This is a genomic window from Rhizobium sp. PP-F2F-G48 (genome assembly GCF_004342335.1).
Taxonomy (GTDB): domain Bacteria; phylum Pseudomonadota; class Alphaproteobacteria; order Rhizobiales; family Rhizobiaceae; genus Ferranicluibacter.
The window spans coordinates 668667-679942 of sequence record NZ_SLVH01000001.1 but is presented as its reverse complement, the minus strand read 5'-3'; the positions used below and the strand labels follow the sequence as shown (position 1 = coordinate 679942).

Annotated in this window: 13 protein-coding genes; 9 read left to right on the top strand and 4 right to left on the bottom strand. The window is 62.9% G+C overall.

Annotated elements, in window-relative coordinates:
- Window positions 1-115: 115 nt before the first annotated feature.
- A complete protein-coding gene (locus C8J36_RS03095) occupies window positions 116-676 on the bottom strand; it encodes a DUF924 family protein (RefSeq protein WP_132532523.1) in 561 nt (186 codons plus the stop codon).
- A gap of 165 nt (window positions 677-841) precedes the next feature.
- Here C8J36_RS03095 and C8J36_RS03090 point away from each other — a divergent pair, with 165 nt between their 5' ends.
- The 5 genes from C8J36_RS03090 to C8J36_RS03070 all read left to right on the top strand — a co-directional run bounded on the left by C8J36_RS03090 (window position 842) and on the right by C8J36_RS03070 (window position 6847).
- Window positions 842-1867 (top strand): sulfate ABC transporter substrate-binding protein, encoded by a 1026-nt coding sequence (locus C8J36_RS03090; RefSeq protein WP_062592662.1) that lies wholly within the window; start codon window positions 842-844, stop codon window positions 1865-1867.
- A gap of 6 nt (window positions 1868-1873) precedes the next feature.
- The gene (cysT, locus tag C8J36_RS03085; protein ID WP_062592660.1) at window positions 1874-2731 is read left to right on the top strand and encodes a sulfate ABC transporter permease subunit CysT; all 858 of its coding nucleotides are present in this window, start codon (window positions 1874-1876) and stop codon (window positions 2729-2731) included.
- On the top strand, window positions 2721-3608 hold the full coding sequence (gene cysW / locus C8J36_RS03080; protein WP_062592658.1) for a sulfate ABC transporter permease subunit CysW: 888 nt from the start codon (window positions 2721-2723) through the stop codon (window positions 3606-3608). The genes cysT and cysW overlap by 11 nt, the downstream gene beginning before the upstream one ends.
- A gap of 16 nt (window positions 3609-3624) precedes the next feature.
- Window positions 3625-4662 carry a sulfate/molybdate ABC transporter ATP-binding protein gene (locus tag C8J36_RS03075; protein ID WP_132532520.1) on the top strand — a complete coding sequence of 346 codons (1038 nt, stop codon included), beginning with the start codon at window positions 3625-3627 and terminating at the stop codon, window positions 4660-4662.
- A 154-nt stretch (window positions 4663-4816) separates the two neighbouring features.
- Entirely contained in the window at window positions 4817-6847 is a 2031-nt protein-coding gene (locus C8J36_RS03070; RefSeq protein ID WP_132532517.1) for an acyltransferase family protein, read from the top strand.
- Between the two features lie 30 nt (window positions 6848-6877).
- On the opposite strand, the gene C8J36_RS03065 is transcribed toward C8J36_RS03070, so the two are convergent.
- Together C8J36_RS03065 and C8J36_RS24755 are read right to left on the bottom strand one after the other, a co-directional pair.
- On the bottom strand, window positions 6878-7114 hold the full coding sequence (locus C8J36_RS03065) for a hypothetical protein (RefSeq protein ID WP_132532514.1): 237 nt from the start codon (window positions 7112-7114) through the stop codon (window positions 6878-6880).
- Window positions 7115-7239: 125 nt separating this feature from the next.
- Complete coding sequence (locus C8J36_RS24755) at window positions 7240-7404, bottom strand: hypothetical protein (RefSeq protein ID WP_156467990.1); 165 nt, start codon at window positions 7402-7404, stop codon at window positions 7240-7242.
- A gap of 629 nt (window positions 7405-8033) precedes the next feature.
- Here C8J36_RS24755 and C8J36_RS03060 point away from each other — a divergent pair.
- The 4 genes from C8J36_RS03060 (at window position 8034) to C8J36_RS03050 (ending at window position 9646) form a co-directional block, all read left to right on the top strand.
- Window positions 8034-8219, top strand: coding sequence for a hypothetical protein (locus C8J36_RS03060; protein WP_132532511.1), 186 nt, complete (start codon window positions 8034-8036; stop codon window positions 8217-8219).
- 111 nt (window positions 8220-8330) lie between these two features.
- Window positions 8331-8513 (top strand): hypothetical protein, encoded by a 183-nt coding sequence (locus C8J36_RS03055; protein WP_062592647.1) that lies wholly within the window; start codon window positions 8331-8333, stop codon window positions 8511-8513.
- Between the two features lie 102 nt (window positions 8514-8615).
- Window positions 8616-8786 carry a hypothetical protein gene (locus C8J36_RS24750; RefSeq protein WP_165914931.1) on the top strand — a complete coding sequence of 57 codons (171 nt, stop codon included), beginning with the start codon at window positions 8616-8618 and terminating at the stop codon, window positions 8784-8786.
- 176 nt (window positions 8787-8962) lie between these two features.
- Window positions 8963-9646, top strand: coding sequence for a TerC family protein (locus tag C8J36_RS03050; RefSeq protein ID WP_132532508.1), 684 nt, complete (start codon window positions 8963-8965; stop codon window positions 9644-9646).
- A 470-nt stretch (window positions 9647-10116) separates the two neighbouring features.
- On the opposite strand, the gene C8J36_RS03045 is transcribed toward C8J36_RS03050, so the two are convergent.
- Window positions 10117-11157: a glutamine synthetase beta-grasp domain-containing protein gene (locus C8J36_RS03045; RefSeq protein WP_062592644.1), complete on the bottom strand. Its 1041-nt coding sequence runs from the start codon at window positions 11155-11157 to the stop codon at window positions 10117-10119.
- Window positions 11158-11276 lie beyond the last annotated feature (119 nt).

Here is an 11276-nt window from a genome sequence, read left to right as displayed (position 1 = left end):
CCGAGGATCGCGGCCGAGGATTGCGGTGCGACCGAAGAGAATCAGGCGAAGAAAAACGCCCTGCGCGTTCCGGTTGACGGCTCGGTATGGCGAATTTTGGGCCTTGCCCCGCCGATCAAAAGCGGGAACCGGGCTGCAGTAGGAAGGCTTCCTCCTGCGGGCTCGGCAGGCGACCGAGGATTGCGTTGCGATGCGGGAAACGTCCGAAACGGGCCACGATCTCCCGGTGACGCACGGCGAAATCGAGAAGCACCGGATCGCCGAGCGCGGTAAACAGCTGAACCGCGAGATCCTGATCGGGCATCGCCTCGGAGTGTTCGAACGGCAGGTAGAAGAACGCGCGCCGCACCGGCTCGACCGCCTGGTCCGCGCCGGCCTCCAGCGCCAGCCGGGCTTCGCGGCGCGCCAGACCGTCCGTGGCGAAGGCGAGCGGAGACCCGCGATAGATGTTGCGCGACATCTGGTCGAACAGGATGAGGGTCGCAAGCCGCCCCTCCGGCGTTTCCCGCCAGGCCGGAGGCACGTCGCGCGAGAGCGCCAGATGGCTTGCGCGGAACCGCCGGTCGCATTCCGCGTCGAGCGTCGGATGCGCCTTGTACCAGTTCTCCGGGTCGATATCCTCGAACCAGAACGAGAGGACGTCCTGAGGTTCGCATAGCGTTTCGGTCATGGACATTTCTTTCTCTTCCGGATGTGATAGCGCCTTGTTGCATCAATCTTGCGCAAGCGGGAGACCTGACGGCAGGACTTTTCTCCAAACGGTGCCTCCAGCGCAAACTTCTTCGTTACCCCAATCGACAGACCGGCTAGACTGCTCGCGACAAGACGGAGGTCGAGAGCGATGAACGCAAAGCGTATAACCCGATTTTTCACGGTGGCCCTGCTGGCCACCAGCATTCAGGTTGGGGGTTTGGGCTTTGCCTATGCCGACCAGACGATTCTGAACGTGTCCTACGATCCGACGCGTGAGCTCTACAAGGACTTCAACGCCGCATTTGCCGAGAAGTGGAAGACCGACACCGGGGAAACGGTGACGATCCAGACCTCGCATGGAGGCTCGGGCAAGCAGGCCCGCTCGGTGATCGACGGTCTCGAAGCCGATGTCGTCACCTTGGCGCTCGAAGCCGATATCGACGCCATCGCCAAGGAAAGCGGCAAGATCCCCGCTGACTGGAAGACGAAGTTCGACAACAACAGCGCGCCTTATACCTCGACGATCGTCTTCCTCGTGCGCAAGGGCAATCCCAAGGGCATCAAGGACTGGGGCGATCTGGTCAAGGACGATGTCCAGGTCATCACGCCGAACCCGAAGACCTCCGGCGGCGCGCGCTGGAACTTCCTCGCCGCCTGGGCCTGGGCCCGCGCGCAGAACGGCGGCGACGACGCCAAGGCGCAAGCCTATGTCGGCCAGCTGTTCAAGCACGTCCCGGTTCTCGACACCGGCGCCCGCGGCGCGACCACCACCTTCGTCCAGCGCGGTCTCGGCGACGTGCTCATCGCCTGGGAAAACGAGGCCTATCTTTCGCTGGAAGAGCTTGGCCCCGACAGCTTCGACATCGTCACCCCCTCCATCTCCATCAAGGCCGAGCCGCCGGTGGCCCTGGTCGATGGCAATGTGGACGCGAAGGGAACCCGCAAGGTGGCGGAAGCCTACCTCCAGTATCTCTATTCCGATGTGGGGCAGAAGATCGCGGCCAAGCATTATTATCGCCCGTTCAAGCCGGAAGCGGCCGATCCGAACGATATCAAGCGATTTGCCGACGTGAAGCTCTCGACCATTGACGAATTCGGTGGTTGGAAGGAAGCTCAACCGAAATTCTTCGGAGACGGGGGCGTCTTCGACCAGATCTACAAGCCGGGGCAATAAGATTACATGACCGCAAGCCTCCCTCAGCGGTGGCAATTTCGACAGCCGAGCGTCATCCCGGGATTCGGGTTGGCGCTCGGCGTCACTTTGTCATGGCTCATTCTCATCATTCTCATTCCGCTCTCGGGCCTCGCCTGGCGCTCGAGCGCGCTCGGCTGGAGCACGTTCTGGACGCTGGCGACCGACCAGCGGACGCTGAACGCGCTGAAGATCAGCTTCGGCACGGCCTTCGTCGCGGCGCTCGCCAATGTCGTCTTCGGCGTGCTGCTCGCCTGGGTGCTGGTGCGCTACCGATTCTTCGGCCGGCGCGTCATCGACGCCATGGTCGATCTGCCCTTCGCCCTGCCGACGGCCGTGGCCGGCATCGCGCTCACCACGCTCTATGCTCCGAACGGCTGGATCGGCAGTTTGCTCACGCCGCTCGGGATCAAGGTCGCCTTCACGCCGGTCGGGATCGTCTTCGCGCTGATCTTCGTCGGCCTGCCCTTCGTGGTGCGCACCGTGCAGCCGATCATGGAAGAGATCGACCGCGAGGTCGAGGAAGCCGCAGCCACGCTTGGCGCGTCGCGCTTTCAGACCGTCAGCCGCGTGCTCCTGCCGGGGCTCGCCCCCGCCGTGCTGACCGGTTTCGCGCTCGCCTTCGCCCGTGGCGTCGGCGAATACGGCTCCGTCATCTTCATTGCGGGCAATCTGCCTTACGTCTCGGAGATCGCACCGCTGCTCATCGTCATCCGGCTGGAGGAGTTCAACTATCCCGCCGCGACCGCGATTGCCGCCGTGATGCTGATCCTCTCCTTCGTCATGCTGCTCGTCATCAATTCCATCCAGGCCTGGAGCCGGCGGAGGTATGGTTATGGCACATGATGCCCTCGCGCCCGCGTCTGGCAACACCTCCGAAATGGTGCGGTCGGCAACCTCGGAAAGCCGCCTTGCCCGCTATGGCCTGATCGCCCTGTCGCTCGCCTTCGTCGGCCTGTTCCTCGTGATGCCGCTCGCCATCGTCTTCACCGAGGCCTTGCGCAACGGGCCCGGACGGTTCTACGAAGCGCTGGCCGACCCCGAGACATGGGCGGCGATACGGCTGACGCTTCTGGTGGCCGCGATTGCCGTGCCGCTCAATCTCGTCTTCGGCATCGCCGCAGCCTGGGCCATCGCCAAGTTCGAGTTCAAGGGCAAGGCGTTCCTGACGACGCTGATCGACCTGCCCTTCTCGGTATCTCCGGTCATATCGGGCCTCGTCTTCGTGCTTCTGTTCGGGTCGCACAGCCTGCTCGGGCCCTGGCTTTCCAGCCATGGCATTAAGGTTCTGTTTGCGGTGCCGGGCATCGTGCTCGCCACGGTCTTCGTCACCTTCCCCTTCGTCGCCCGCGAACTGATCCCGCTGATGCAGGAGCAGGGCACGAGCGACGAGGAAGCGGCGCTGTCGCTCGGCGCCAGCGGCTGGCAGACCTTCTGGTACGTCACGCTGCCGAATATCAAATGGGGCCTGCTCTACGGCGTGCTGCTCTGCAACGCCCGCGCCATGGGCGAATTCGGGGCCGTTTCGGTCGTCTCGGGCCATATTCGCGGCATGACCAACACCATGCCCCTGCAGGTCGAGATCCTCTACAACGAATATAATTTTGTCGGCGCCTTCGCGGTGGCCACGCTGCTGGCGCTTCTGGCGCTGGTCACGCTCGTCATCAAGTCGCTGCTCGAATTCAAGTTCAGTGCGCAGATCGCCGCCGCACGCAAGCACTGAAAAGGTACAGGGTTTTATGGAAGTACGCGTTCAGGACATTCGCAAGGAATTCGGCCGGTTTCCGGCTCTCGAGAAAGTGTCGCTCGATATCCGCTCCGGCGAGCTCATCGCCCTGCTCGGCCCGTCCGGGTCCGGCAAGACGACGCTGCTGCGGCTGATCGCAGGGCTCGAAAGTCCGACCGACGGCACGATCTTCTTCGGCGACGCCGATGCCTCGAAGAAGACGGTGCAGGAGCGCAATATCGGCTTCGTGTTCCAGCATTATGCCCTCTTCCGGCATATGACGGTGATCGACAACGTCGCCTTCGGCCTGAAGGTTCGCCCCTCCGCGCGCCGCCCCTCGGCCGCCGACATCCGTAAGCGGGCCGAGGATCTGATCGAGCTCGTCCAGCTCGGCGGCATGGAGAAGCGCTATCCCGCCCAGCTTTCGGGCGGCCAGCGCCAGCGCGTGGCGCTCGCCCGCGCCATGGCGGTCGAGCCGAACGTGCTGCTGCTCGACGAGCCGTTCGGGGCGCTGGATGCGCAGGTGCGCAAGGAGCTGCGCCGCTGGCTGCGCGAGATCCACGACCGCACCGGCCACACCACCGTCTTCGTGACGCATGACCAGGACGAGGCGCTGGAACTCGCCGATCGCGTCGTGGTCATGAGCAAGGGCCGGATCGAGCAGGTGGGAACGCCGGACGAGATCTACGACACGCCGAACTCCCCCTTCGTCTTCGGCTTCATCGGGCAATCCAACACCCTGCCGGTGCGCGTGGAAAACGGTCAGCTCTGGCTCGAAGATCGCTCGATCGGCGTCAGCGCGCCGGGCGAGCCGCAAGGGCCGGCCGAGCTTTATTTCCGTCCGCACGACATCGACCTGCTCGACGGTTGCGGCGGCTGTCTGGCCGGTGTCGTGACCATCAGCCGGCGGGTGGCCGGCACGCGTCACGTCGAGCTGGACATTGCCGGCAGCACGCGCCGGATCGAGATCGAGCTGCCCGCGGACGTCGCCGCAGCGCCCGGCACGCGCATTGCCTTCCGGCCCAACCGCTGGAAGCTCTTCCGGTCCTGAGACATCGCGGCGGAAAGGCTTCGTCGCGGGATTTCATCCCGAAATCGATTGTGATTTAAGGGATGATCAGGGAGCCTTTTTCGCGGCGGATCGAGCATCCGCCGCGTTCTGGTTTCCGTATACGTCCGTCTCGCAGCCCCCTGATCCGAGTTTCATGCAGCACCGACCTGAAATCGATGGCCTCCGGGCCGTGGCCGTCGTCCCGGTCATCCTCTTCCATGCCGGCGTCGCCTGGTTTTCCGGCGGCTATGTCGGTGTCGATGTCTTCTTCGTCATCAGCGGCTACCTGATCACCACCATCATCGCGACGGCGCAGGACAAAGGCGCCTTCACCATTCTCGGCTTCTACGAGCGACGGGCGCGGCGCATCATGCCGGTGCTCTTCACCGTTATTCTCTGTTGCCTGCCCTTTGCCTGGGCCTGGATGCTGCCGGCGCAGATGACGAGCTTTGCCGAAAGCATCATTGCCGTCTGCCTGTTCGTGTCGAACGTGCTCTTCTGGCAGGAAAGCGGATATTTCGCCGCCGCGGCCGAGAAGCAGCCATTGCTGCACACCTGGAGCCTGGCGGTCGAGGAGCAGTATTACGTCGTCTTCCCGCTCCTGTTGATGGGTCTCCAGCGGTACGGTGCCCGGGTGCGTTTCGCGACCGTCCTGCTGGCAGCGCTCGTCAGCTTCGCCCTTGCGGTCTATGGCGCCGTCGCATTTCCGAACGCCGCCTTCTACCTGCCCCACACACGCGCCTGGGAGTTGCTGGCCGGCTCGCTCTGCGCGCTCATTCTTCTGAAACGCCCGCAGCCCGGCAACGACGTCCTCTCGCTGATCGGCATCGTGGCGGTTTTGGCCGGCGTGTTCCTCTATGACGAAGGCACGCCGTTTCCGTCGGCCTGGACGGTGGCGCCTGTGGGGGGCACGGCCCTGATCATCCTCTTTGCCGGCCCCGGCACGCTCGTGCACCGGTTTCTGTCGCTCCGGCTGCTCACGGGCATCGGCCTGATCAGCTACAGCCTCTATCTCTGGCACCAGCCTCTGTTCGCCTTCGCCCGCATTCGCAGCCTGACCGAGCCGACACCGCTTGTGATGACGATCCTGACGATCGCAGCCGTCCTTCTGGCCATCCTCTCCTGGCGCTTCGTCGAGACCCCGTTCCGCACCGGCCGCATCACGCTGCTCGCCAGCGGCCCGCGCATTCTCGGCGCGACGGCGGCTGTCGCGGCCATCCTGATGGCGATCGGTGCGGTGGGCCGGCTGGACGAGGGATTGGCGTTTCGGCTGCCGCCGGAGGCTTTGGCCGCGCTCGACGTGCAGGCGCATCCCGATCCGGCGATGGCGACATGCCTCTTCGACAAGGGCGAGGCGACGTTGCCGCATCCCGTCCGCGCCTGCATGACGCCGGACATCGACAAAAGCGACACGATCATGATCGGCGATTCCCATGCGGGCGCGATCACGGGCGAGGCTCTCAGAGCCTTCACGGCAGCAGGGCTCGACCTCTACGCCCTCTCCCACTCCTCCTGCGCCGGATTTTCCGGCCTCGTCGTTTCGAATGCAAAGTATCGCCTGCGCTGCAACAGCTTCTTCAAAGGCGTCGAAGACTATATCGCCGCGAACGACATCCGGACGATCATCATGGTCAGCCGCTGGTCGCTCTATCTCGACGGAACGGCCTTCGACAATGGCGAAGGCGGCATCGAGGCGCTGAAGCCGACCTATGCCGACCTCTACGCCCGGCGCGACGACATGGGCGGCGAGAACGACCCGGCCCGCAAGGACCGCGTGCTCGCGGCTTTCCTCGCAGACATCCGCGCCTATCTCGATCGTGGCTACAATGTCGTGCTGGTCTATCCCATACCGGAGGCCGGCTGGAACGTGCCGGACCTGTTGGCGCGCGCGGCGATGACCGGAACGGATGTCGAGCCGCTCGGAACATCAGCGGACCGGTATCGTGCGCGCAACGCGGCTGTCATCGCCGCCTTCGACACGCTGGAGCATCCCCGTCTCGTCAAAATCCGGCCGGATGCGATCTTGTGCGACAGCTTCGTTGCGGCGCGCTGCGTCAACAGTCTCTCGACGGACAGGATCTTCTATTTCGACGACGACCACCTGTCGGATGCTGGCGCCGCTCTGCTGATGCAACCGATCATCGACGCGGTCCGCCACCTGACCGGCAGGACGACGGCCCCGTGAGCGGCGGTTTTTTCGGCAGCGACCTTGGCCTTACGGAAAAATCTGCCGTCTCAGCTCCAGACTGACCTTGCCGACGCAGACCCTGGCTTCATCGAGGACCTCGACCTCGAGTCGCCCGAGCGGTCCCTGCGGCAGACCGTCGAGCGCCATTTCCGCCAGCACGATCTCCGCTTCGACCAACGCCGTTGCGACATCCGGAAAGGCATAGGCCTCCTCGCCGCCTGAGAAGCCTTCGTGATCGACAAGGTTGAAATAGAAGTGAGGCATGGTGACCGCCTTGACGACACATTCGCGCCTGTGGAGCACGCGAGAGAGAAAACAGGAAGAAGCAGCTCGACAGCAAGGGCGGCGACCGCATGCGATCGTTCGAACGCGGGAACCTAATTTCGTTCTTACGGACTCTGTTCTGCGGCCTTTTCCGGCGCGACGACGAGCGGGTCCGGCGGGGTGGTGGATTGATCGCCGGATTTTCCCTCCAGACGCTGCACGACAACGACGCTGAGGATGGCGGCGACGACGAAGCCGATCACACCGAGCATGAGATAACGGACGGGCAAGACGCGCTCCTCGACAAGATTTCGGCGCGACAATGGCCGATACTGATGACGCTGGTTCTGGGGAGTCCGGATCGCCCTCGTCTGCCTTCGCGCCCGCCTCATCGGATGAGGGCGACGACCGGACAGTTTGGCGTTCGAACCCAGAGGCTTGGCGCTCTCTGAACCACAATGCGAAACGCATATTCCTGATCAATGTTCCGCTGAACGATGCAAAGGGCATCGCATCGATCATCAGCAGGAAAGGATTCGAAAAACAGACGCTTCTGAAACGAAAAGAGCCTGCTGCGGGAGGAGGTGCAGCAGGCTCTCAATTCCGGTTGGCAGCTCGGGAGGAGGAGAAGCTGCAACCAACACTGACGATCCCGGGAGGAGGATGGGAGCGTCAAGATCATCGAAGCTCTGCGGGAGGAGGTGCATCGCTTCGATAGGTTCATCATACAATGATCCCGGAGCCGAGCGAGCGACGATATTGCAATGCAGCTATGTGTTTCGCACATGCGAAAAGGCCCTTCCGGAAGCGGTGGGATAACCGGGCCGACGGGAAATAGGGATGTCCGCGGGAGCGAAGTTGCCTTAAGGGATCGGTAACGAGGCGATAGAGCTTCGATGGCACAGGAGAGACGACCGAGATGAGCGAGACGACACCGGCGAAGTCGAACATTGCCATTGCCAAGCAGCGTGACGGGACGTGGAGTTTTATCCTGACCTTCCGTGGCGTGACCCACCCTGCCACGGGCAAGTTCCAGTCCCAGCTCCAGGCGCAGACGGCCGGCATGGCGGCTCTGAAAGCCCTGGAGGGGCGTTCGCGCGGCTAAGCGGGACATCACCGCGATCCCGGTTGGAAATCCGGACCGTTCAGGGAACTTCGGCGGAATCGAGGCGTTCACAGGCGAGAGTGCGGATGCGACTTGCAAGGGAGCGGTGACATGACGGATCTGAAGGGAATACGAGGAAAGACGGTACGCGGGGAATCCTGCACGCTGGAGGAGTTTCAATCGCGCTACGGTCTGCAGACGGAGGAGGCGAAACGTCTCTATGAACGCTTCGGGCCGTCTTCGACCGAACTGGACCTCTTGATGGCCGCCAAGCGCCGTGTTCCCGCGCTTTAGGCCTGGAAACTTGGATTTATCCTGAACGGCAGGGCGGACCTCTGGGCAAAAAAGGTCGTCCTGTCCATCGTTGAACCGGGGCGTTCTCAAGAGAGACGCAAAATGGACAAAGAAATCCTGATCTTCGCCGCCATGAACGTGATCGGCGGCCTGCTCGCCTTGGTCTTCGTCCACGTCTACTATCTCCCCAATGTCGAAAACAGCACCATCGAGCCGGCGCTCTACGAGTTGACGCAACGCGATCATCTGGCCGTCGATCCGTTGCGCCGATAGGACGTCCCAAGGCTGGTCGGTCCCGGCCATGCGGAATTGCGACAGGGTGACCTTCGGAAGCACGCTGGAAACGGAAATGTGGCGATTTCCCCTTGCCTTGATGGTTTGAATGGCTTTAGCGAACAGGTAACGCAATTGTCATTCGGAATGAACGGCACGAGGGAGACAGATCCGACATGGAAATTTTTACAGCGGCCGGAATGGCTGCCTTTCTGCAGGTCATTGCCATCGATCTGGTGCTGGCCGGCGATAATGCCATCGTGATCGGCCTCGCTGCTGCGGGCCTGCCCACGGATCAGCGCCGCAAGGCCATCCTCGTCGGCATCATCGCCGCCACGGTCCTGCGCATTGCCTTTGCCGCCATCACCGTCCAGCTTCTCGCCATCGTCGGCCTGCAGTTCGTCGGCGGTCTCCTGCTGCTCTGGGTCTGCTGGAAGATGTGGAGCGAGCTTCGCCAGGCGGATCAGAACGCCGCACACGAAACCGGGGACGCGGCCGACGAGACCCGCGTCCGCAAGACGTTCCTCCAGGCGGCAACGCAGATCGTCATCGCCGACGTTTCCATGTCGCTCGACAATGTTCTCGCGGTCGCCGGTGCTGCGCAGGATCACCCGACGGTGCTGGTCATCGGCCTGATCGTCTCCATCGCGTTGATGGGTCTCGCCGCCAGCTTCATCGCCAACCTGCTGCACAAGCATCGCTGGATCGCCTATGTCGGTCTCGCCGTCATCTTCTATGTCGCACTCAGCATGCTCTACCACGGCGGCATGGAGATCCTGCCCTACATCGACGGCAGCGCCGCCACGACGCCCGCGGTAACGACACCCGTCACGCCGCCGGCAGCGACACCGGCGCCGTAACATTCCTGCAGCGACGACACCCGATCTCGGCCAAAAGAGATCCTGGGGATTGAGAGCCAAGCCCTTCTGCCATCCCGGCAGAGGGGTTTTTTCGTTTCCACCTGCGGCCCGCGCGACGAACCTCCTATGACCCGAAGCACGGCTCTGACCCGCGACGAACTGCCCTCAAAAGCGTTCCGCCGAGATCCGTCGCAGACCGACCGTAATGACCTTCGCGTGCAGTGATCGACGCGTAACGCCAGTCACACGGCAAGCCTGTCGCACCGCAGGCCTGTCACGTGCCACGTCACCAGAGCCAACCACCCCGGAAATAGCCAAAGGCCTTGCGCACACGGCAAGAATCTCGCCGGATCGCGTCAAAGAAAAAACGACGCCAGTTTCCCGGCGTCGTTTTACATTTTGTCACATCAGCCCGTCTTGCAGGCCAATCGCGCATCATTCCCACCGATCACCCGGCGAGGACGATCCGATCAGGCAGCGGCCGAGGCGAAGCCTTCGGTCGGGACTTCCGAAATCGTCTTGAGAACGGCGGAAGCGATCTGGTAGGGGCAGCCCTGCGAATTCGGGCGACGGTCTTCCAGGTAGCCCTTGTAGTCGTTCTTGATGAACGAGTGGGGAACACGGATGGACGCGCCACGGTCGGCGACGCCGTAGCTGAACTTGTTCCACGGAGCCGTTTCGTGCTTGCCCGTCAGACGCTTGTCATTGTCGGGGCCGTAGACGGCGATGTGGTCCATCAGGTTCTTCTCGAAGGCACCCATGAGCGCTTCGAAATAGGCCTTGCCGCCGACTTCGCGCATATAGGCCGTCGAGAAGTTGCAGTGCATGCCCGAGCCGTTCCAGTCGGTGTCGCCGAGCGGCTTGCAATGGTACTCGATGTCGATGCCGTACTTTTCGGTCAGGCGCTGCAGCAGGTAGCGAGCGATCCAGATTTCGTCGGCAGCCTTCTTGGAGCCCTTGCCGAAGATCTGGAATTCCCACTGGCCCTTGGCCACTTCGGCATTGATGCCTTCGTGGTTGATGCCGGCTTCCAGGCAGAGGTCCAGATGCTCTTCGACGATCTCGCGTGCGACGTCGCCGACATTGCTGTAGCCGACGCCGGTGTAGTACGGGCCCTGCGGTGCCGGATAGCCCTGCTCGGGGAAGCCGAGCGGACGGCCGTTCTGGTAGAAGAAGTATTCCTGCTCGAAGCCGAACCACGTGCCTTCGTCATCGAGGATGGTCGCGCGGGAATTGCTCGCATGCGGGGTGACGCCGTCCGGCATCATGACTTCGCACATGACCAGAACGCCGTTCGTGCGGGCGGGATCCGGGTAGAGCGCGACCGGCTTGAGAACGCAGTCGGAGCTGCGGCCTTCGGCCTGCATGGTCGAGCTACCGTCAAAGCCCCAGAGCGGCAGCTGCTCCAGCGCCGGGAACGCGTCGAATTCCTTGATCTGCGTCTTGCCGCGCAGGTTCGGTACCGGTGTGTACCCGTCGAGCCAGATGTACTCGAGCTTATACTTGGTCATGGCAAATCTCTCATAAGTGGTGAGCAATCCAGGAGATCGACGCCGAAACCGGCCACCGAACCCTCAGACCAGAAGGGAATGCACATGCCGTGCCAGTTTTGTGACGAAGAGCGCCTCAA

Bases quoted from the DNA above. Each gene is read 5' to 3' on its own strand.
- C8J36_RS03095 (WP_132532523.1), bottom strand. From the start codon at position 676: ATGTCCATGACCGAAACGCTATGCGAACCTCAGGACGTCCTCTCGTTC.
- C8J36_RS03090 (WP_062592662.1), top strand. From the start codon at position 842: ATGAACGCAAAGCGTATAACCCGATTTTTCACGGTGGCCCTGCTGGCC.
- cysT (WP_062592660.1), top strand. From the start codon at position 1,874: ATGACCGCAAGCCTCCCTCAGCGGTGGCAATTTCGACAGCCGAGCGTC.
- cysW (WP_062592658.1), top strand. From the start codon at position 2,721: ATGGCACATGATGCCCTCGCGCCCGCGTCTGGCAACACCTCCGAAATG.
- C8J36_RS03075 (WP_132532520.1), top strand. From the start codon at position 3,625: ATGGAAGTACGCGTTCAGGACATTCGCAAGGAATTCGGCCGGTTTCCG.
- C8J36_RS03070 (WP_132532517.1), top strand. From the start codon at position 4,817: ATGCAGCACCGACCTGAAATCGATGGCCTCCGGGCCGTGGCCGTCGTC.
- C8J36_RS03065 (WP_132532514.1), bottom strand. From the start codon at position 7,114: ATGCCTCACTTCTATTTCAACCTTGTCGATCACGAAGGCTTCTCAGGC.
- C8J36_RS03060 (WP_132532511.1), top strand. From the start codon at position 8,034: ATGAGCGAGACGACACCGGCGAAGTCGAACATTGCCATTGCCAAGCAG.
- C8J36_RS03055 (WP_062592647.1), top strand. From the start codon at position 8,331: ATGACGGATCTGAAGGGAATACGAGGAAAGACGGTACGCGGGGAATCC.
- C8J36_RS24750 (WP_165914931.1), top strand. From the start codon at position 8,616: ATGGACAAAGAAATCCTGATCTTCGCCGCCATGAACGTGATCGGCGGC.
- C8J36_RS03050 (WP_132532508.1), top strand. From the start codon at position 8,963: ATGGAAATTTTTACAGCGGCCGGAATGGCTGCCTTTCTGCAGGTCATT.
- C8J36_RS03045 (WP_062592644.1), bottom strand. From the start codon at position 11,157: ATGACCAAGTATAAGCTCGAGTACATCTGGCTCGACGGGTACACACCG.